This window comes from Marinomonas mediterranea MMB-1 (assembly GCF_000192865.1).
Lineage (GTDB): Bacteria > Pseudomonadota > Gammaproteobacteria > Pseudomonadales > Marinomonadaceae > Marinomonas > Marinomonas mediterranea.
In genome coordinates this window covers 3,180,090-3,202,031 of sequence record NC_015276.1, presented here as the reverse complement: position 1 = coordinate 3,202,031, position 21,942 = coordinate 3,180,090, and the positions used below count along the sequence as shown (strand labels likewise).

The 21,942-nt window shown below is 44.5% G+C and carries 17 protein-coding genes; 11 read left to right on the top strand and 6 right to left on the bottom strand.

The window, feature by feature from the left end; genetic code table 11:
- Nucleotides 1–16: 16 nt before the first annotated feature.
- The 6 genes from rsxG to metG form a co-directional block, all read right to left on the bottom strand.
- Nucleotides 17–634, bottom strand: coding sequence for an electron transport complex subunit RsxG (rsxG, locus tag MARME_RS14625; protein ID WP_013662041.1), 618 nt, complete (start codon nt 632–634; stop codon nt 17–19).
- On the bottom strand, nt 634–1,692 hold the full coding sequence (gene rsxD, locus MARME_RS14620; RefSeq protein WP_013662040.1) for an electron transport complex subunit RsxD: 1,059 nt from the start codon (nt 1,690–1,692) through the stop codon (nt 634–636). The genes rsxG and rsxD overlap by 1 nt, the downstream gene beginning before the upstream one ends.
- Nucleotides 1,693–4,782, bottom strand: coding sequence for an electron transport complex subunit RsxC (rsxC, locus tag MARME_RS14615; RefSeq protein ID WP_013662039.1), 3,090 nt, complete (start codon nt 4,780–4,782; stop codon nt 1,693–1,695).
- A complete protein-coding gene (gene rsxB, locus MARME_RS14610) occupies nt 4,782–5,378 on the bottom strand; it encodes an electron transport complex subunit RsxB (protein ID WP_013662038.1) in 597 nt (198 codons plus the stop codon). Before rsxB ends, rsxC begins: the two co-directional genes overlap by 1 nt.
- A 9-nt stretch (nt 5,379–5,387) precedes the next feature.
- On the bottom strand, nt 5,388–5,969 hold the full coding sequence (gene rsxA / locus MARME_RS14605; protein ID WP_013662037.1) for an electron transport complex subunit RsxA: 582 nt from the start codon (nt 5,967–5,969) through the stop codon (nt 5,388–5,390).
- Between the two features lie 420 nt (nt 5,970–6,389).
- Nucleotides 6,390–8,441 carry a methionine--tRNA ligase gene (gene metG / locus MARME_RS14600; protein WP_013662036.1) on the bottom strand — a complete coding sequence of 684 codons (2,052 nt, stop codon included), beginning with the start codon at nt 8,439–8,441 and terminating at the stop codon, nt 6,390–6,392.
- Nucleotides 8,442–8,765: 324 nt separating this feature from the next.
- Between metG and apbC the strand changes: the two genes are divergently transcribed.
- The 11 genes from apbC (at nt 8,766) to MARME_RS14545 (ending at nt 21,884) form a co-directional block, all read left to right on the top strand.
- Nucleotides 8,766–9,833, top strand: a complete 1,068-nt coding sequence (gene apbC, locus MARME_RS14595) for an iron-sulfur cluster carrier protein ApbC (RefSeq protein ID WP_013662035.1) — start codon at nt 8,766–8,768, stop codon at nt 9,831–9,833.
- A gap of 39 nt (nt 9,834–9,872) precedes the next feature.
- Nucleotides 9,873–10,463 carry a dCTP deaminase gene (dcd, locus tag MARME_RS14590; RefSeq protein ID WP_013662034.1) on the top strand — a complete coding sequence of 197 codons (591 nt, stop codon included), beginning with the start codon at nt 9,873–9,875 and terminating at the stop codon, nt 10,461–10,463.
- Nucleotides 10,460–11,533, top strand: a complete 1,074-nt coding sequence (locus MARME_RS14585) for a CobW family GTP-binding protein (RefSeq protein ID WP_013662033.1) — start codon at nt 10,460–10,462, stop codon at nt 11,531–11,533. Before dcd ends, MARME_RS14585 begins: the two co-directional genes overlap by 4 nt.
- 317 nt (nt 11,534–11,850) lie before the next feature.
- The gene (locus MARME_RS14580) at nt 11,851–13,653 is read left to right on the top strand and encodes an acyl-CoA dehydrogenase C-terminal domain-containing protein (RefSeq protein WP_013662032.1); all 1,803 of its coding nucleotides are present in this window, start codon (nt 11,851–11,853) and stop codon (nt 13,651–13,653) included.
- A 130-nt stretch (nt 13,654–13,783) separates the two neighbouring features.
- Entirely contained in the window at nt 13,784–14,101 is a 318-nt protein-coding gene (locus tag MARME_RS14575) for an SCP2 sterol-binding domain-containing protein (RefSeq protein WP_013662031.1), read from the top strand.
- A 173-nt stretch (nt 14,102–14,274) separates the two neighbouring features.
- Nucleotides 14,275–15,963, top strand: coding sequence for an AMP-binding protein (locus MARME_RS14570; RefSeq protein WP_013662030.1), 1,689 nt, complete (start codon nt 14,275–14,277; stop codon nt 15,961–15,963).
- Nucleotides 15,964–16,147: 184 nt separating this feature from the next.
- Complete coding sequence (locus tag MARME_RS14565; protein WP_013662029.1) at nt 16,148–16,903, top strand: enoyl-CoA hydratase-related protein; 756 nt, start codon at nt 16,148–16,150, stop codon at nt 16,901–16,903.
- 541 nt (nt 16,904–17,444) lie between these two features.
- The gene (locus MARME_RS14560) at nt 17,445–17,927 is read left to right on the top strand and encodes a DUF3015 domain-containing protein (protein WP_013662028.1); all 483 of its coding nucleotides are present in this window, start codon (nt 17,445–17,447) and stop codon (nt 17,925–17,927) included.
- A 95-nt stretch (nt 17,928–18,022) separates the two neighbouring features.
- Nucleotides 18,023–19,903, top strand: coding sequence for an Lnb N-terminal periplasmic domain-containing protein (locus tag MARME_RS14555; RefSeq protein ID WP_013662027.1), 1,881 nt, complete (start codon nt 18,023–18,025; stop codon nt 19,901–19,903).
- 302 nt (nt 19,904–20,205) lie between these two features.
- The gene (locus MARME_RS14550) at nt 20,206–20,958 is read left to right on the top strand and encodes an electron transfer flavoprotein subunit beta/FixA family protein (RefSeq protein WP_013662026.1); all 753 of its coding nucleotides are present in this window, start codon (nt 20,206–20,208) and stop codon (nt 20,956–20,958) included.
- Nucleotides 20,955–21,884: an electron transfer flavoprotein subunit alpha/FixB family protein gene (locus MARME_RS14545; protein WP_013662025.1), complete on the top strand. Its 930-nt coding sequence runs from the start codon at nt 20,955–20,957 to the stop codon at nt 21,882–21,884. Before MARME_RS14550 ends, MARME_RS14545 begins: the two co-directional genes overlap by 4 nt.
- Nucleotides 21,885–21,942: the final 58 nt, after the last annotated feature.

The following is a 21,942-nucleotide window of genomic DNA, read 5'->3' as shown; positions in this document are numbered from 1 at the left end:
GTTCATGAGAGGTTGGTTAATGAGACAATAGCTCAGCTTTGTTTTTATCAAAGTAGATAAGTGTATTCTTTACAGCTCTTACGACAGCTCTTGGTGTAATTGTGGCACCAGTAAATTGATCGAACTGGCCGCCGTCTTTCTTTACGCGCCAGTTTTCAAGTGTTGGGTTTGCAAGGGATTTCTCTGCAAAAGACAAGATCCAACTGGATTTCTTTAAGTCCACTTTATCGCCAAGTCCGGGTGTTTCCTTGTGGCTAATGACGCGAGATCCAGTAACGACGCCGTTTCGGTCTATCGAAACCAAAAGGTCTAAGTTACCGTTATACCCCCCCGGCGCGACGGTTTCGAAGATAATAGCGGTGACTTCTCCATCCTTCTTGGCGACGAACGCTTTAATTGGGTCTGGGCTTCCAAGCAATGGGTCTGCAGCGAGTTCAATCGCGCTATTAGGTAGATCATTGTCATAGCGCGACTTTGGCAATATTTCATTAAATGCATCGATCTGAGCCTGAATAATGTTGGCTTGAATCGTTGACTCAGTCACTTGATGTGTCGTTGCAATCAAGCCTGCGGTTAAGACAGCGAAGATGCCTAGGCCAATCGCGTTGCGTTTGATAGAAGCAATCAATTCCATTAGTTGTCATCCCCATATTTTAAGCCTTTTTTAGCCTTTTTATGACCATAAGCCCGCGGTTGTGTGTAGTAGTCAATTAAGGGGGCCGCAAAGTTCATCAAGAGTACAGCAAATGCAACGCCGTCGGGGTAACCACCCCAAGTACGAATGATGTAAATGAGTATTCCTATTCCAGCGCCGTATACCAGTTTTCCTTTATTACTAGTGCATGAGCTTACTGGGTCGGTTGCGATAAAGAAGGCTCCAAACATCGCTGCGCCTGACGTTAGGTGGAACCAAGGTGTCGCGGCATGACTTGGGTCGATTAAGAAAAACAGTGATGCAATGACCGCTAAGGCAGCAAGCAGAGCCACGGGAGTGTGCCACGTAATGATGCGTAACTTGAGTAGAAATAAGCCGCCTAGTAAATAGGCTAAGTTCACACTGATCCAGTTTGTTAGGCTTGCGCTTTGTAGACCAAGTACAGAGGCAAATGCATCTGCTCGGTCAGCGCCTTCCGCGTGTTTAAAGGCATCTAATGGGGTTGCCATGGTATAACTGTCAACGGTTGGAAGGTGACTAAAGATGGCTTGTAAACTTTGGCTGAAGCTTGGTGTTGTTCCCGCTTCGATAAGGTGTTGCGCGCCAATCCACTGAGTCATAGGCACCGGAAAGGAAACCAGCAATATAGCGTAGCCAACCATGGCTGGGTTGAAGGGGTTGTTGCCAAGCCCACCGTAGACTTGTTTCGCTAGCACAATCGCCACACCGACGCCTGTTACTGTTAGCCACCAAGGCGCAGTAGGGGGCAATGCTAAAGCGAGTAAAACCGCAGTCAGTAGCGCACTGTAATCTTTTAAGAAAAAAGCGACTGAACGCTGACGAACTTTAAGCAGCGCGGCTTCAAAAACAATGGCGGTAGCGCAGGCAATAACCAGATTAATAAGCGTACCAAATCCAAACAGCCACGTTTGAACAGCGAGACCTGGAATAGTCGCTAGAATAACCATCTGCATAACCCAAGCCGTTCTTTGGCCTGCGCGTTGAGTGTGTGGAGAGGTAACCCTCAATAATGCCATTTATCTATTCTCTTGCTTATTAGTCAGCGCTTCTAATGTTGAATCCGCTTCCAGTTGTTTCTGTTTTGCCAGCGTTAGCTCTTGTTGTATTTGCTCTGCATTTTCAGGTTCAAGGTCTAATCGTCTAGTGAGCTTGTTGACCTGTGCTTTAGCAAGTGCTGCGGCTACTTTGTGCTTTTTTAGCGTTTCTTTATCAAGGTCATTCGAAAGCGGCTCAACAGCCTTGCCTGATGCCGTTTTGTCCAACGGTTCTTTAGTCAGTGTGTCTTTAGTTGGCACATTCGATTGATTTATTGTCTCTAGCTCAGCAAGTTTTTGTTCGGCTTCTTTAAGCTTCGTCGGTAAACCCGATGCGATAATATCGTCTTCTGATTTGCCCTGATCCTGAAGCACTGCTATGCCTTTTTTAGCTTTGTTGACTGCTGCTTTTGCAATGGCTAAATCAATTTTGCGTTTCTTCTCGTCGTCTGAAATCGCTGCCGTTGAGGGTTTCGATTGAGAATCTACACTTGCAGTCTTCGAGCTATCTTGACTTGGTTGACCGCCTTTAAGAGACGATTCAAGCTCGTTTACTCTAGATTGCGCATCGGCAACCTGCTGCTTAAGACTATCAATATTGTCTGCGTTAATTTCAATGGCTTTTTGAAGCGCTTTATCCGCTTTCTTGGCAGCCGCTTTTGCGATCGCAGTATCAATTTTTAGTTTTTTTAACGCGTCTTGATCGACTTGACTCGTTGAAGCTGCGTTTTTCTCAGCACCAGAGGTAGGAGCAGAGTCAGACAGTTGCTTTAGTCGAGCTTCGGCCTCAGACAGCGTTTTTTGGAACCCTTCGAACTTGTCTTTTAGTTCGTTATTGTCTGGATCGTCCTGACGTTGTTTTTCGATTTTCTTTAGCTTGGTGCTAGCCAAAGCGACGTCGATTTTTGCCTTTTTCAGTTCATCACTCATCGCGGGCTTTGTTGATGATGTGCCACTACTGGATGTACTGTTATTAGACTGTGCTTGCGTCAGTTTTGCTAACTTAGCTTGAGCGACACTTAACTCTTTTTCAAACCCTTCAAGCTTGTTTTGAAGTTCCGAATTATTTGGGTCTTCCGTTAATTGTTTTTGAACTTTTTTAACTTTGGTTCCAAGTAAGGCGACATCGACTTTCGCTTTTTTTAGATCGTCGTTTACTGGAGCTGTCGCTTGGTTACTTGAGTTCGCTAATGTCGCCAGTTTTTCTTGCGCCGCTTTCAAGTCTTTTTCAAAGTTGGCTGCTTTTTCTTTCAGTTCTGTATTGTCTGGGTCGTCGGCGAGCTGCTTTTGTATTTTCTTCAGCTTGGTGCCAATCAAAGCTACGTCTACTTTGGCTTTTTTCGCTTCGTCGCTCAGCACCGGTTTTACAGCCGCTTTTGGTGCAGGCGCGCTGGCTACTTTAGCTTCCAGTTCTGTTATGTCTTTTTTGAGTGCATCTACTTGAAGTTGAATCGTATTAATGTCTTCGGTGTGTTCTTTCTCTTGCGCTTCAAGTAATGATTTTTCAAGCTTCTTCAGTTTGCCCTTAGCAATGGCTAGATCCACTTTTGCTTTTTTCGAGTCGTCACTCATTGCAGGAGCAGCAGTCGGCGCAGGTTTTTTCACTTTTGCGTCATTCGCTTTAGCTGGCGTCGCTTTTTGTCTCGCTAAACGCTTGGCCTCCTTCTCAGCGGCCTCCGCTTCTTGTCTTGCTTTACGAGCTTCAAAACGTTGCTTCGCGATATCTGACTTAACCGCAGCTTCCTTCGCTTCTCTGATTTCGGCTTTAGTATGGCGGTAGTATTGAACTAAAGGAATGCTACTAGGGCAGACGTAAGAACACGCACCACATTCAATGCAGTCGAATAGGTTGTAATGTTCTGCTTTTTCGTGCTCTTGGCTTTTAGAGAACCACAATAGTTGTTGTGGCAATAAGCTGGCTGGGCAGGCCTGCTCACACATACCACAACGTATGCAGGGTTGTTCAGGAGCGGGTTCAGGAAGCTCTTTTTTAGAGGCCGCAAGGATACAGTTGGTTGTTTTTACGACTGGCACTGTATCTGCATTTAGCGTGAAGCCCATCATAGGACCGCCCATCACTAAGCGATTTAGCTTTTTATCAATTGTGCCTGCGTATTCGAGTAAATGAGAAACAGGTGTTCCGAGAAGCACTTCAACGTTCTGTGGTGCTTCAAATGCATCCCCCGTCAACGTTGTGTAACGTGTTATCAAGGGCTTACCATGATAAATAGCATCGTAAATCGCGGTACAGGTGCCCACATTCTGACAAAGTACGCCGATATCCGCAGGGTGTCGACCACTTGGCACTTCTTTATTTGTTAGCAATTTTATAAGTTGCTTTTCACCGCCAGAAGGGTACTTAGTCGGCACAACGGCAACTTGAATGGTACTGTTTCGTTCTCGTATAACCTGCTTTAAGGCAGCAATGGCGGTCGGTTTATTGTCTTCAATCCCGATAACAACCTGCTCGGCTTCAACTAAATGTTGAAGTATTTCAATGCCTAATATGAGCTCTAATGTACGCTCGCGAATCAGCATGTCGTCGGCGGTAATATAAGGCTCACACTCAGCCGCATTGATTATAAAGTGAGACAGCGGGTGTTTGTGTGCCCCTTGCAACTTTACTTGAGTCGGAAAACCAGCGCCGCCCATTCCGACGATGCCCATTTCTGATAAGTAAGCCAATACGTCTGTTTTACTGATAGTTTCCCAATCTGTAAGAGGGGATAGTTCAGTCCAAGTGTCGTTCCCATCAGGTTGAATAATGAGGCACAGATCCTCTAAGCCTGATGGGTGAGCGATTGGTCGCAATTCAATGTTTGTAACCGTTCCTGACGTCGGGGCATGCAAAAAGCTGCTCAAAAAACCGTTGTTAATCGCAACAGACTGTCCTTTTTGAACGGTCTCACCCACTTTTACCAGCGGACGTGAAGGTTGCCCAATATGCTGGCCTAACGGTAAAACAAGTTCGGTTGGAAGGCTTGGGCGTCCCAATGGTAATTGTAAAGATTGAGTTTTATTTTCAGGTGGGTGAATACCACCGTGAAAAGAATATACAGCGGGCGCTTGCATTAAGCTTGAGCCTCCAAACGACGATCAGTAGCAATAATATTGACAGACTGTGCTGCAACACCTTCAGGTTTTTCCCATGACCAAGTTTTTGTATTCACACCAACTTCGACCATATCAATGCAATCAACAGGACAAGGTTCAACACATAGGTCGCAACCAGTACATTCATCAGCAATAACGGTGTGCATTTGTTTCGCTGCCCCCAAGATGGCATCAACAGGGCACGCTTGAATACACTTAGTGCAGCCGATACATTCATCTTCACGAATCACAGCAACGCGCTTTGCTGGAGACTCTTCGACATCACCGTCTAAAGGAAGGGCTTCGACATCGAGTAAGTCAGCCAGAGCTTGGACGGTTGCTTGTCCACCTGGCGGGCATTTATTAATCGCTTCTCCGTTCGAGATTGCTTCCGCATAAGGGCGGCACCCAGGATGACCACACTGGCCACATTGAGTCTGTGGGAGAATCGCGTCTATTTGATCAACAATTGGATCGCCGTCCACTTTAAAGCGAACATTTGCGTAACCTAGTACCGCTCCAAAAACCAGAGCGAGGGCGACTAGAATACCAACAGCAAGTAGAATGGTTAGCATGTGTCGCTCCTATATTTGCACTAGGCCAGTGAAGCCCATGAAAGCAAGCGCCATGAGACCCGCAGTGATCATGCCTATCGCCGACCCCTTAAAAGCAACTGGGACGTCAGCGACATTGATTCGTTCACGCATCGCGGAAAATAAGATCAGTACAAAGGAGAAGCCGACCGCCGCACCAAAGCCATATAAAAGGGATTCTACAAAACCGTTTTGTTTGCTGGTGTTTTGCAATGCAACGCCTAAAACCGCACAGTTTGTAGTAATCAAAGGCAGGAATATACCCAATACACGATATAAAAGAGGGCTGGTTTTCCTCACAACCATTTCGGTAAATTGCACAACAACGGCAATAACCAGAATAAATGAAATAGTCTTAAGATATTCAAGACCAAATGGCTGCAAAATAAATTCGAAGGTAAGATAACTGCATAAGCTTGAAAGCGTTAATACAAACGTCGTTGCCATTGCCATACCAATAGAGGTTTCAAGTTTGCCAGAAACCCCCATGAACGGGCATAAGCCTAAAAACTGCACCAGTACAAAGTTGTTTACCAGAATTGTACTGACCAATATTAAGAGATATTCGGTCATCTCACTTCCAAAATTTGATGTTAATACGTAAAGAGCAAAACTTATGAGTAAATGTGAACGTTGTCTTTGGTAACGTTCTTTTTCCAGTGGCGCTTATTCTATAAAAAATACGCCTTATCATTGTTTACGAATCGTGTTTTTTTTAGGCCTTTTTACAACGAGCATTTCAGCGTCTTACTCTTAGTGAGTACGTTGAGTGAGCGCTATACGATTGCCACACGAATCGTAAGATTCTTTGAGCGTAACTATACCAAGCTACTTATAACTAACAAGTCTATAGACCTATAACTTCTAGTTTAATTTTGAATAAAACATATCGGCTTCTGTTATATAAGCTAGATCAATGCAAAACCGCCTGTTTAGAAGCAGGCGGTATTTAAAGAGAATGATTCTCGTTAATTTATTGAAGGCGATAGAGGTCTACATGACTCGCTGGCCTGGTTTCGCACCATCATGTGGTTCAAGAAGGTAGATGTCTTCTCCACCTGGTCCAGCCGCCAGTACCATGCCTTCAGATAAACCAAACTTCATCTTACGCGGAGCAAGGTTCGCAACCATGACGGTTAGCTTGCCTTCAAGGTCTTCGGGTTTGTACGCAGACTTAATGCCAGAGAATACGGTTCGTGTTTCACCGCCTAAATCTAATGTTAGTTTCAGTAGCTTGTTTGCTTTCTCGACATGTTCCGCTTTGGCGATAAGAGCAATGCGAAGGTCTACCTTAGCGAAATCGTCAAAGTTAATTTCCTCTGCGATTGGATCTTTACTTAACTCAGTCTCTTCTTGCTTAGGCTGATGAGCTTCCTTTAATGCGGCTTCGGCGGCGGCCGCCTCTTTACTGTCTTCGATCATAGCCTCGATTTGTTTGCTTTCGATGCGAGCCATTAACGGTTTGAACTTGTTAATAGTGCGGCCAAACAGAAGTTCAGAGCGATTATCCCATGTCAGCTCTTTTCCTAAAAAGGCTTCTGCATCTGTGATCAGTGTTGGCAATACAGGTTTCAAATACGTCGCCAATATAGCAAACAGGTTTAAAGAAACTGAGCAGACTTCTTGTACCTTAGGTAAGGTATCTTCGCTCTTCGCGAGTACCCAAGGCGCTTGATCTGCAATGTATGTATTTGCGATGTCTGCTAGGCGCATGGTTTCACGGATGGCTTTGCCATATTCACGAGTCTCGTAAAATTCAGCGATTGTATCACCAGCGTTAATGAAATCCTGAATCATGTCGTTTTCTGCTACGTCGGTAGCCAGTTGACTGTCGAACTTTTTATTAATGAAGCTTGCCGTACGGCTGGCAATATTCACGACCTTGCCGACAACATCCGAGTTTACTCGTTGTACGAAGTCTTCAAGATTTAGGTCAATGTCATCGACACTGGAATTTAGCTTAGCAGCATAGTAGTAACGCAGATATTGTGGGTCCAAATGATTTAAATAAGTACGGGCCATAATGAACGTGCCGCGAGACTTGGACATTTTTGTACCGTTAACAGTGACATAACCGTGAACGTTTACGCCCGTTGGCGTGCGATAACCCGCACAATCAAGCATGGCAGGCCAGAACAGCGCGTGGAAGTTAACGATGTCTTTACCGATAAAATGATACAGTTCGGAATCAGCATCTTTAGCCCAGTAGTCATCGAAGTTCAGACCTTCTGTACGATCACAAAGGTGTTTAAAGCTTGCCATGTAACCAATCGGGGCATCGAGCCAAACGTAGAAGTATTTGCCGGGAGCATCTGGAATTTCAAAGCCAAAGTAAGGCGCGTCACGGCTAATGTCCCATTCTTGTAAGCCTGAATCTAACCACTCAGATAATTTGTTTGCGACTTGCGTTTGCAATGTGCCACTGCGGGTCCACTTTTGCAAAAACTCTTGAAACTCAGGTAGCTTAAAGAAGTAATGATCCGAGCTTTTTTCAATCGGCGTCGCACCTGAATAGACTGAGCGAGGGTTGATCATTTCCATTGGCGTGTAAGTCGCAGAACAGACTTCACAGTTATCGCCGTATTGATCTTCCGCTTTACATTTCGGGCAGGTACCTTTTACGAATCGGTCTGCGAGAAACATACCTTTTTCAGGGTCGTATGCCTGAGTGATTGAGCGGACTGAAATTTTTCCATTGTCACGTAACGCTTGGTAGATACTGCTAGACAGCTCTTGGTTTTCGCTAGAGTGAGTAGAATGGTAATTGTCGTACCCAATCAGGAAGTCATTAAAATCCTTCATGTGCTCCGCTCGAACGCCGTCAATAAGTTCTTCTGGCGTGATGCCATTTTGTTCGGCACGGATCATGATTGCAGTGCCGTGAGCGTCATCAGCACATACCGCGTTACACACATGGCCGCGCAGTTTCTGGAATCGAACCCAAATATCGGTTTGAATGTGTTCCAGCATATGACCCAAGTGAATCGGACCGTTGGCGTAAGGTAGGGCGCTGGTAACTAGGATTTTTCTTTGCGTTTGTGCCATTTTGTATAAAGCCTGCTGGAGTGTGGTTTATTACCCGTATTCAGTATGTTAATGCTGACGATTAATCGATTTTTGCCTTTGTAATGGCAGTATTTATCATCATTTACATCATAACTACGCGGATTGGAATCTGTAACGGGTGATCATATTCATTTCTAATTGGCGGACATTATAAGAACCTGCTAAATAGGTGCAAGGTTTGACCTTGCTTTTCGTAAATTCGTCCCCATTTTGTCGGTAATTACCTGTCTATTTTTAAAAGCACCAACTAAACCTTGTGGTGAGGCCAGCCAGTTAGTGTCCCTCTTATTCCAGGAGAAGTTCATGTTAACGGATCAAGAGATATTATCAGCTCTTGCGCAGCTTTCGGATGAAAATACCGGAGTGCCTTTTGGCGATGTATGGAATATTGAAACGAGTGAGCACGCCGTTTCGATTCGCCTTTCTCTGTCTTATTATGCGGATCGAGAAAAAGACTCAATCAAAAAGCGGGTTATGTCGGTTATTAATGACGGACGTACAGTCAGCTTAGAGATTGATAACAACGTGGTTGCAGCGTCAGTACAAAACAACTTGCCAGGGTTAAATGGCGTTAAAAATGTCATTGCTGTCGCGTCGGGAAAAGGCGGTGTCGGCAAATCGACAACGACGGTCAACTTGGCGCTTGCAATGGCGAAAGAAGGCGCGAAAGTAGGTATTTTGGATGCCGATATTTACGGCCCAAGCCAAGGAATGATGATGGGCTTTTCGTTGGAAACGAGACCGGGGGTTAGAGACGATAAATTCTTCGTTCCTCCCGTTGCTCATGGTATCCAAGTGATGTCCATGGCGTTTTTAACGACGAAAGAGACGCCTGTCGCATGGCGAGGCCCCATGGTTACGGGGGCATTGATGCAGATTTTGACGCAAACAGATTGGGAAGAATTAGATTATTTGTTTATTGATATGCCGCCGGGTACCGGGGATATTCAGTTGACGTTATCGCAAAAAGTACCTGTTACTGGCTCCGTGATTGTGACCACACCGCAAGACATTGCTTTGTTGGATGCACGTCGTGGTATTGAAATGTTCCGCAAAGTGAATATTTCTGTACTGGGTGTCGTTGAAAACATGTCGACGCACATTTGTTCCAGCTGTGGCCATCAAGAAGCAATATTCGGTGAAGAGGGCGGTCAAACGTTAGCTCAAGAATACGGCGTCGGCGTGTTGGGTAAATTACCGCTTAGTATGTCGATTCGAAAACAAGCTGACACAGGAGCGCCTACTGTTGTGAGCGAGCCTGAATCCGATATCACCGAGATATATCAGTCGATTGCACGCAAGCTAGGTGCTACTCTAGCGACCAAAACAGAAACATTCGAAATGCCAACGATTGGCATGAGTGACGATTAAGCTGTTTTTCAATGATAAAGCAGTGAAATAGGTAAAAGAATGCGACTTTCAGACAAAGATATTATTAAAGCATTGGATAGTGGGGACATCGTTGTTGATCCGCGCCCTGATAATTCTGCAATAAGCGGTGTTTCGTGCGATTTACGTCTCGGGAATTCATTTCGTACGTTTCAAGGGCACCCTGCGCCCTTTTTGGATCTGAGTGGTCCGAAAGAAGCTCTAAGTGAGACGATTGAATCTGTGATGAGTGACGAAATTATCATCGCAGACGATACCCCATTTTTTATTCATCCTGGGGAGTTGGTTCTGGGAGTGACAAAAGAAAGTGTCACTATTCCCGAATACCTAGTCGGCTGGTTGGATGGCCGCTCCTCTCTTGCACGCCTTGGGTTAATGGTTCACGTCACGGCGCACCGAATTGATCCTGGTTGGAGTGGCGGCATTGTTTTAGAGTTTTTAAATGGTGGAAAGCTGCCATTAGCGTTACGGCCTGGTATGACAATCGGGGCTATTAACTTTGAGACAATGAGCAGTCCTGCAGATAGGCCTTACAATAAAAGAGACAATGCAAAATATCGCGATCAAAATTCAGCGGTAGGCAGTCGAATCGGAGGCGATAAGTCTCTGTGATATACAAAGATATTCCCGTTAATGTCATCACAGGCTTTCTCGGGTCTGGAAAAACGACGTTAATAAAGAATTTATTGACGAAAGTGCCCAAGGGTGAAACATGGGCGGTATTGGTCAATGAATTTGGTGAAGTAGGGATTGATGGCGCCTTGTTAAACGGCTTAGGTGCCACGATCAAAGAAGTGCCGGGTGGTTGCCTTTGTTGTGTGACATCGGCTGCTTTTAGTGCGGGATTGAATTCCTTAATCAAGCACGTTAATCCAGATCGGATTTTAATTGAACCGACCGGAATAGGGCATCCAGCTCAGATTATGGCTCAGTTAAAAGCGGATTCTTATAAAGGTGTTCTGGATGTTCGAGCCTCTGTTTGTTTGCTTGATGTGCGCAACCTTCAGGACCCTCGTTACCTAGGGCACCCTGCTTTTTTTGATCAAATTGATCAGGCTGATGTACTGGTTGCTGCCAAAGCTGATCAGTATTCTCAAGAGGAAAATGAGCAGTTTCTTACCTTTGTTGAGCAATTGAAGGAGGCTAAGAAATACGTGTATTCTTTAAATGGTGAGGCGTCTCCTTTATGGCTAGATCATTCACGAATTAAAGATAGCCCTCAATCGCACAAGCATCATTCTCACGACCACGACCACGACCACGACCACGACCACGACCACGACCACGACCACGACCACGACCACGACCACGACCACGACCACGACCACGACCACGACCACGACCACGACCAAATAAAAGTCATTGAGGGTGAGTTTGCTACTTTTTATGAAAAACGCGATGAAAGCCTTTGTAGTGTCGGCTGGGTCATGAAAGAAGGTGTTGTTTTCGATCCATCTCGTGTGCGACGACTCGCGAGTGTCTTGCGTAATGACGCGGGATTTTGGCGATTAAAAGGGCAGCTTCAAGTGACTTCTAGCTCCTCGATTGATTGCAATATCACTCAATCAGAAGTCTATATTGAAGCGAATGATATCGCTGTGCAATCGCGTTTAGAATGCCTAGCGGGTTCTGAAAATAGCCTTTATCGGCTTAAAGAATTGATAGAAAAAGAAATTTTCTGAGCGTTTTACAAGCTTACCTAAACCGCCGCTTCACTCCGCGAAGCGGCGTTCCTACTTAGCCTTCCTGTTTTTGACTAATCTACTAACAAAAATCTTCATAGCTTGGTGAATTTTGTTACCGAACTTGGTTCGTTTTGTCATTGAGAGATCTCCGGTTATGAACGACTCTTTGTAATATGCAATAAAAACATATCATCCGTTCCTTCTGTTTGTTTTCATAAAAGAAGAAGCCTTGAATGAAGGTCCCCTCAAATAGGGTGTTCGGAGACATGCGATGTTACAACGACGGATAAAAACAATAATGAGGTCTTAAGGTCATGCCAGAATATAAAGCGCCATTGCGTGATATTAAATTTGTTACAGAAGAAGTTCTCGATATCAATAACCATTATGCAAATTTGGCTGGTGCAGAAGAGGCTACGCCTGACATGGTTGCCGCAATACTGGAAGAAGGCGCCAAGTTTGCTGAACGTGTCCTGTCGCCATTAAATCGCATTGGGGATGAGCAAGGTTGTACTTTCAAAGATGGAGAGGTTACGACACCTGAAGGCTTCAAAGAGGCGTATCAGCAATACGTTGAAGGTGGTTGGCCTTCTTTATCCCATGAAGAATCGGTGGGCGGTCAAGGCTTACCTGAGTCTTTAGGTATGATGGTCACAGAGATGATCGCGACATCGAATTGGTCTTGGAGTATGTATCCAGGCTTGAGTCATGGCGCAATGAATACGCTCGAACAGCATGGTACAGATGAACAGAAACAAACCTATCTTACTAAACTCGTAACAGGCGAGTGGACAGGCACCATGTGTTTAACGGAGCCGCACTGTGGAACGGATTTGGGCATGTTAAAAACGAAAGCAGAGCCTAATTCTGATGGAAGCTACGCTATTTCGGGGACGAAAATTTTTATCTCTGCGGGTGAGCATGATATGGCGGACAATATTGTTCATATCGTATTGGCTCGTTTGCCAGATGCGCCGGCTGGAACCAAAGGGATCTCTCTGTTCATTGTTCCTAAGTTCAATGTTAACGAAACGGGTGATGTCGCGGATAGAAATGCCGTTAGCTGTGGCTCGATCGAACACAAGATGGGGATCCATGGTAACGCCACGTGTGTTATGAATTTCGATGGTGCAAAAGGGTTCTTAATCGGGCCGCCAAATCGTGGTCTTAATTGCATGTTCACTTTTATGAATACGGCGCGATTAGGTACGGCTCTTCAAGGTTTGGCGCACGCAGAATGGGCCTATCAAAATTCGGTCGTTTACGCTAAAGACCGCCTTCAAATGCGTGCTCTGTCTGGCGCTAAGTCGCCTGATAAAGCCGCCGATCCAATCATAGTTCATCCTGATGTTAGGCGTATGCTACTTACCCAAAGAGCCTTTGCTGAAGGCGGCCGTGCTTTGATTCACTACAGCTCGCTTTTGGTCGATAAAACGACAAAAGGGTCTGATGAAGAAAAAGCAGAAGCCGAAGAGCTTTTGTCCTTGCTTACACCGATTGCCAAAGCGTTTTTAACCGAGACAGGGTTTGAATCAGCCAACCAAGGTCTACAGGTGTTTGGTGGGCATGGTTTTATTGCCGAGTGGGGGATGGAGCAAAACGTACGTGATAGTCGAATTTCGATGCTCTATGAAGGCACAACAGGTATTCAAGCACTGGATTTGTTGGGGCGTAAGGTGCTTATGACTCAAGGTGCGACGCTTCGACGTTTCACTAAAATTATTCATAAGTTCTGTAAAGAGCATAAAGGCGATAAGCGTTTTAAAGGCTACATCAACGCTCTAAGTAAGCTAAACAGTGAATGGGGAGATGTAACGCTTAAAATCGGTATGAAAGCCATGAAAAATAAAGAGGAAGTCGGCGCAGCTTCTTTCGACTACTGTATGTACTCTGGCTATGTTGTGTTGGCGTACTTTTGGGCGAGAATGGCGGTTACTGCACAAGTGAAACTTGATGAAGGTTCATCCGAGCAAGGTTTCTACACAGCGAAGTTACAAACTGCTACTTTTTACTATGAGCGAATTTTACCGCGTACTAGAGGGCATGTTGAAACTATGCTGTCAGGCGCTGATAACTTACTTGCGATGGAAGAGGACAACTTTTTGTTTCTTGGTTAGAAACCGTTGTTTCATTTCGGCACATGAGTCTCTCATGTGCCGAAATGTATAGAAATTGTATAAAAAGTCCTAACGTTTAAACGTTAATTTCGAAAACAGACTAAAATAAAAATGCAGAGAAGGTGAAGTTATGAGTGATGTAAAAGCCATATTTGATTCAATGGTAAGCCGATTTGATGCGGATGAAGCTGATGATATGGATGCCATCTTTCAATTTGATATCGATGACGGTAAACAGTATTTCGTCATTGTTGATGACTCTGGCTGTGCTTTGTCAGAAGGTGAACATGATGATCCTACTGTAACGCTCGAAATGGACGCCGAAACATTAAAAGCGGTGATGGGTGGTGAATTAGATGGCATGGCGGCCTTTATGCAAGGTAAAATCCGAGCAGATGGAGACATCATGCTAGCAACTAAATTGACTCAAATTTTCCCCAACGAATAAAGTAACTTAGTTTGAACTAGAGGCGGTGAATAATGCCTTTGATAGCCATTTTTTCTTATATGGCTGGTTGAAAAATTGTTTTCAGTTTCTCTAATATACTTGGCCTTAGCGTTGTCTTTGCTAAAGCCTGATTGCTGGCGATTCTCCTATAACAAGAACAAGTGGAGCTTTATATGCCGAATGAACATGCAGTAACGGCCTGTTTCGAGCCTGGTCTGGCGGTACCAGTCTCATTAAATCCGCAGAACTTCCAAACCATATTGGAAGTTCTCACGTCATCATGTGAAAAATTTAAAGATCTTCCCGCATTTAGTTGCATGGGAAGAACGCTGACTTATCGAGAGCTGAATGAAAAGTCAGATCAGTTTGCAGGATACATTCAAAATCACACCGATCTCCAAGTCGGTGATCGTATCGCAATTCAACTTCCTAACGTTCTTCAATACCCTGTTGTGGTATTTGGTGCGTTAAAAGCAGGTTTGGTTATCGTAAATACCAACCCTTTATATACCCCTAAAGAGCTTGAACATCAGTTTAATGACTCGGGCGTAAAAGCCTTAGTTGTACTGGCGAATATGGCGCATACGGTCGAAAAAATCGTTCACAAGACGGGGATTAAGCACCTGATTATTACTGAGCTGGCAGACTTCCATCCTCCTGTAAAGCGAGTGTTGATTAACTCTGTTGTGCGGTATATCAAAAAAATGGTCCCCGACTACAGTTTACCTGAAGCAAAGCGCTTAAATGACGTACTTGCTCTAGGTAAAGGTTTGCCCTTGCGGAAAGTGAAGGGAGAGCAAAAAGACATTGTCGCGCTCCAATACACCGGCGGAACAACCGGAGTAGCAAAGGGGGCGATGCTCACCAATGCCAATTTAATTTCGAATATGCACCAATTGTCTTTTAGGTTAAAAGAGCATTTAAAAGAGCAAGAGGAGCTGTTTATTGCGCCGCTGCCGCTGTACCACATATATGCCTTTTTGATTCACGGTCTTACTTTGTTTGAGCGAGGTGGTCATACCGTCTTAATTCCAAATCCTAGAGATCTTCCGAACTTCGTTAAAGAGTTGAATAAATGGAAGTTTACGGGCTTTGTCGGTCTCAATACTTTGTTTGTTGGCTTGTGCAATCGAGATGATTTCAAAGCCGTTGACTTCTCTAATCTAAAAATAACGTGTTCAGGGGGGATGCCTCTAACACACGCTGCTGCGGATCAATGGAAAGAGTTAACGGGTTGTCAGGTGGTCGAAGGGTACGGATTAACAGAAACCTCTCCTGTTGTGTCGTTTAACCCTATCGGATATGAAAAAGTCGGTACGATCGGCTTGCCTGTTGATGAAACAAAAGTAAAAGTGATTGATGAAGAAGGCCTTGAATCTCCTCAAGGTGAGCCGGGTGTCTTGTGTGTTAGTGGACCTCAAGTCATGAAGGGTTATTGGCAACAGGAAGAAGCAACGCGTGATGTGATGACGAAAGACGGCTTTCTTATTACCGGTGATATTGCCGTGATTCACGACGACGGTTATTTGCAGATTGTTGATCGAGCCAAGGATATGATCATTGTTTCTGGGTTCAATGTCTATCCGACTGAAATTGAAGATGTGTTGTGTTCCCATCCCGATGTTTTGGAAGCCGCTGCGATTGGTGTAGAGGACGATAAAACAGGGGAAGCGGTGAAGGCGTTTATCGTCTTAAGGAATGCAGAGAAAGAGCCTTCGACAGGAGATATCAGAGCATACTGCAAAGAACATTTAACGCCTTATAAGGTACCGAAGTTTGTTGAAGTACGTAAAGAGCTTCCAAAAACAAACGTCGGTAAGGTGTTGAGGAGGGCGCTTCGTGAGGAAGATCAATCAGCTTGATCTTGAGTTTAGGGCTTTTGTCTCTAGAAGTCATATCCTTCATGTTGAGTGCCAAGCTGAGTAGAGCTTGGCACTCATAGAATTGTTCGGTATTGCACGTGATCAGAGCGCCTCAATTAAGGGTGCTGTAAGCAAGTCTAACTTTCTATAACGCACTCAAACACTTCTCGAATTGGAGTCTTACATGTCGGAACATATCGTTGAACTTATTGAAGACGGTGTTCAGTATCTTCGTTTTAATCGACCTGAAAAAAAGAACGCGATTACACTCGATATGTATCAACAGATGAGTGACTTCCTTCATTCTGCTGAGGCAAACGACAATGTCAGAGTGACGCTGATACATGGTGAAGGTGAAGATTTCACTGCGGGCAATGATATTAATGAGTTTATTTCAATTGCTCACTCCCCCGATAAAATGGCCAGTACGCTCGCATTCTTACAAATACTAACGAGCTATAAAAAACCGTTAATCGCCGCCGTGGAAGGACGAGCAGTGGGTATTGGCGCAACGATGTTGTTGCACTGCGATTTAGTGGTTGCCGCGCGCGAGGCGGTATTGAAGTTTCCATTTGTTCAATTGGGGTTAGTACCTGAAGCGGCCTCTAGTCATTTGTTGCCCAAATTGGTTGGCCACCAGCATGCATTTGAGGTGTTGGTATTGGGGGAAGAAATTAGTGGCTTAGAAGCATTAGATTATAAGTTGGTTAATAAAGTATGTGAGTCTGGAGAAGCGTTGGATTTAGCCAAAGCATTGGCCCATAAAGTTGCGACTTTGCCTCGTGAGGCCGTTATTCTATCGAAAGATTTACTGAAGTATCGGGGCCAAGATGATGTTCAGATGGCACTTATGAGAGAGGCTCGAATCTTTAAAGAGCGGTTAAAGTCTCGTGAAGCAAGTGCTGCTTTTAGCGCATTCCTTTCTCGGCCAAAGGCTTAAGGAAGGTGTGAACAAGTCCACTGGCTTAAGCGTGTGGATAACGCTTTCTTATTCGTACCTTCCTTAACGTTTAATCAACTTTCTAGGGAAGGTACGAATAAGTCTTATGAACTTCAGTCTTATCAGAGAAACAGCCTATTAAGGCGAGAGTGAGCAGGAATGTTAATACCTTTCAATCACTCTTAACGAAGATAGGCTGTTTCTCTGAAAGACCCAAAGGGCGTGGACTAAGCTCTCTTTAATTCTTTGTTAACTTTCTTGCCAATATGCTCAATATTGGACGGCGAAACTTGCCTCGAATAAAGATGAGTTATCCACACGCTGAAGTCAGTGGACTTTTTCACACCTTCCCTAGGTTAATCATTATTTTTTGAGTGTGTTTTATACAAAATCGAAAATATTTCGAAAATAAGACAAAGTTCTTTTACACAGAGAAGCAGGTAGATATAATCGCAATCTGTTAGGGGCTATATTGATGGATTATTAAGATGTAGTCGCTGCAAATGGATTTTAAATTTATATTATGGATATAGGGAGTATTATGAAAAAGCTTATCCTTTCTGCCGCTCTGGCAACTGTTTCTGTTTCTTCTTTCGCTGCTGGTGGCCACGGTCCTGCTGGTTGTGGTCTAGGTTCTCAAGTTTTTAGCGATGCAAATGCTTGGTACGAGCATGTACTTGCTGCAACAACTAACGGCACTTCTGGTAACCAAACGTTCGGTATGACGTCTGGTACGTTAGGTTGTGAAGACGCAAATGGCCCATTCTCTAGCAGTGTTGCTGTTTTCATTAATGATAACTTGGAGCCTTTAGCGGTTGATTCTGCAAAAGGTCACGGCGAAACACTTGCTGCTCTTAGCCAATTGATTGGTGTTGAGTCTCAAGATCAAAAAGTATTTGAAGATGCTATGCAATCTAACTTTGATTCGATCTTCGCATCTGCAGATGTAACGTCTGCGTCAGCGTACCAAGAGATTGTTGACGTGATGGAGCAATCTCCAGAGCTTGCTAAATACCTAGGTTAATTTAACCTATATTTTGAAAAGCGCTAGAAGTAGATAAACTCTACTTACTAGCGCTTTTTTATGCCTATTCTTTTTACTTTAATGCGCTTCGCCCTATGTTGATCAAACCAAAGTTCGCAAACCTGTTCACGCTATTGACGACTGTATTTTTTAGTATGTTGATTAGTGTCAATACCCATTCAATGAATTTAGAAACACTGTCTCAGGATCCACAATGGCGAGACTTACTGCATTATCATCGCGTCGGGATCAACTTTGATAATGGCAGCCAAATAGACGATGGGCGCTTTTTCTTATCTTCTGATGGAAGTCAGGATCCGCTTTCTGAACTAGAACATACCTTTGAGTTTTTTCAGAAGTCTAAAGACGAACAGCTCGCTCTTAACCCAGATGTTAAAGCGGCACAGTGTCGTTTCCCCGCTCGCTTGGTTTGGCTAAAGAACAAAATGCCCGACGTGCCTTTTATTGATGTAGATTGTCCTGAATTTAATAAGTGGTTTGACGACTTAAATGGCGAAAAGTTGTATTTGGTGTTTCCTGCTGCATATTTAAACAGCCCGTCTTCAATGTATGGACATACCTTGTTTCGTGTGAAAAAACGTGGAAACAACAACCCTTTACTTGATTCCGCGGTTAACTTTGCAGCGAATACTGATCCCAATGATAATGAGCTTGTCTTTACCTACAAAGGGCTTACCGGAGGCTACCCTGGCGTCGCGTCAATCATGCCTTATTATCAAAAAGTGAAAGAGTATAGTTTCCTTGAAAGCCGAGATATTTGGGAATATGAACTTAAGTTATCTCAAACTGAACTTGACCAATTTTTACGTCACATATGGGAAGTGCAATCCGCGCACTTTGATTATTATTTCTTCTCTGAAAACTGCTCCTATCAATTACTGACGCTATTGGATGCGGCGGTAGAGGGCCCTGGATTGGCTGATTCGTTCGACATTTGGGCTATTCCTGTTGATACGGTACGAGCATTAAACGCCAACGGGTTGTTAGCCGATACAACCTATCGACCGTCTGTTATGAATCGTATGAACTATATGATGGACGAGTTGAGTGAACGTCAAGTTTCAATTGCAAAACAATTAGTTGAAAGCGTAGAGCTTGATTTAAGTGATTTAGAGGCTTATGGCAACTACGATCAAACGCGCATCATCGAGGTGGCATACGAATACAGTCGCTATTTATCGGCTAGGAAGAAATCCTCTCTTAGCCATCTGAGCAGTCGTTCGATAAAGTTGTTGTCCCTGAGAAGTAAAATGGGCGCACGATCAGTCTTTATGGATATGCCAACACCAGAAAAACGAGACGACGAAGGGCATAAAACTCAAAGGGTGTCTTTTGGAGGACTAGTAAGAGACGACAAAGGGTTTGGAAGACTGGAATACCGACCATCGTATCACGATGTTTTAGACCCGATCGATGGCTACTTACCGGGTGCGGAACTTTCCATGCTCGGTGGTGCTTTGAGAGTAAACGACGAGATGGACGTTGAGTTGGACTATTTGAACTTCGTTAACATCATGTCTATGTCTCCAAGAACGGCCTTAATGACACCGAAATCGTGGAAAGTAAATGCCAGTTTAATACATGATATACGACAATCCGACGAGCTCGTATTCAACTTACAGGGCGGAGTCGGCGCAACATACACTTATGGTCAAGGGTTGGTGGCGGTGTTCCTAAATGCCAGTGCATCAATTGACAACGAGTATAAGCATGGCTATTTGACAGAGGTTGGGCCTGAAGTGCGATGGCTTATTCAAGGTCAAAAAAGCTCATTTTATACCGGTTATCAATATTGGAGTGACACAAAGCGTTTATCTGATGCAACGCACCGTTTTTCTGCGGGTGTCGGCCTTATGATGTCTGATGATCTTCAGCTAAGAGGCGAAACCCAATATATTAAGACGAATCAGTCGGACTGGCTCAATGGCCACGTCTCACTGATGTATTATTTTTAACACTCTTAAAAATGGCGTTGAAGGAAAATGTTCATACCTCAACGCCATTCCTCTCTCTTTTTCTGCTGTTTACCCCCTGTAAATCAAACGATCCGCGTTGAAATTTCCTCCAATGACATTTTTTGTTAGTCAACAGGCGCTTTTTTGTTATTGAGGAAAGTCGTATCCCAGCTAGTATTTAATAACTATAGATTACCGAGTTGATCGTCAACATAATGTAGATCAGCTCAGTACCAACATCTGCTAAAGTTTGAATGGTTAATCGTTCTCGGACTGAGCTTAAATAAAAATTAGAGGGGCTTATGAAGATACTAGTTGCTGTAAAACGGGTCATTGACTACAACGTTAAGGTCCGTATTAAACCCGATCACTCTGCGGTCGATCTAACAAACATAAAAATGTCGATGAACCCTTTTTGTGAAATCGCAGTTGAAGAAGCGATTCGATTAAAAGAAAAGGGCGTGGTTTCTGAAATCATCGTTGCTTCCATCGGGTCAAAGGCGTGCCAAGAGACACTTCGCACTGCTTTAGCACTCGGCGCTGATCGTGCTATTCAAGTTGAGGCTGAGGATGCATTGGATTCTCTTTCTGTCGCTAAATTATTGTCCAAAATAGTAAAAGAGGAAGGTACGGATTTAGTGATCATGGGTAAGCAAGCCATTGATTCAGACAATAATCAGACGGGTCAAATGCTTGCAGCTCTGTTAGATGCTCCGCAAGCAACGTTCGCTTCGGAAGTCGCCATTGAAGGTGGTGAAGCCATCGTCACTCGTGAAGTAGACGGTGGGCTACAGACCTTGGCGGTTAAATTACCCGCGGTTATTACCACTGACCTGCGTCTCAATGAACCGCGTTTCGCGAAACTTCCCGATATTATGAAAGCGAAACGTAAACCGCTTGATGTAAAAACGCCAGAAGACCTCGGTGTGGAAATAAAATCCACTCTGGAGATTGTGTCGGTAACCCCACCACCAGAACGCAGTGGCGGCGTCAAAGTAGGATCAGTATCCGAGCTAGTAGACAAACTTAAGAACGAAGCGAAGGTGATAGCATGAGCGTTTTAGTCATTTCCGAACACGATAATTCAACTCTTAAACCTGCGACTCTAAACTCGATCACGGCTGCGCTTGAAATTGATGGTGATGTTCATGTTTTGATCGCTGGTAGCCAATGCAGTGACGTTGCAGATCAAGCTCAAAAGGTAGCGGGTGTCTCTAAAGTATTGGTTGCCGACAATGCGGCTTATGAACATCAGTTGGCAGAAAATATTGCCAAATTAGTGGTCGAGCTTGCATCGGACTATAGCCATGTCATGACGCCTGCCACCACGACGGGTAAAAATTTGCTACCACGTGTTGCTGCGCTGCTTGATGTCGCACAGATCTCAGACATTATCAAAGTAGAAAGCGTCGATACCTTTGTGCGCCCAATTTATGCAGGTAACGCCATTGCTACCGTGAAGTCATCAGATTCAGTGAAAGTGATTACTGTGCGTGCAACGGGGTTTGATGCGGCGCCAGCAGAAGGCGGCAGTGCTGACATTGCGACGCTTAATCAAGTGATTGAATCTGATCAAAGTCGATTCGTTTCAGATCAGTTGGTTGAGTCTGACCGTCCAGAGTTGACGGCCGCCAGCGTCATTGTTTCGGGTGGGCGCGGTATGGGCAGCGGTGACAATTTTGCTCTTCTTGAAGGGGTGGCTGACAAACTTGGTGCAGCCATAGGCGCATCACGCGCTGCGGTTGATGCAGGCTTTGTTCCCAACGATATGCAAGTCGGTCAAACCGGCAAAACGGTTGCACCAGATTTGTATGTTGCTGTTGGTATTTCTGGAGCGATTCAGCACCTTGCTGGTATGAAAGACTCGAAGGTCATTGTTGCGATCAATAAAGACGAAGAAGCCCCAATCTTTCAAGTTGCCGATTACGGTCTTGTGGCAGATTTGTTTGACGCTGTACCAGAGTTGGAAAGTAACCTTTAGAGGTTACTTTTTGCTGTTGATGTGAATTGCTCATTCGCTTTTTCATTTAATCCTAAGA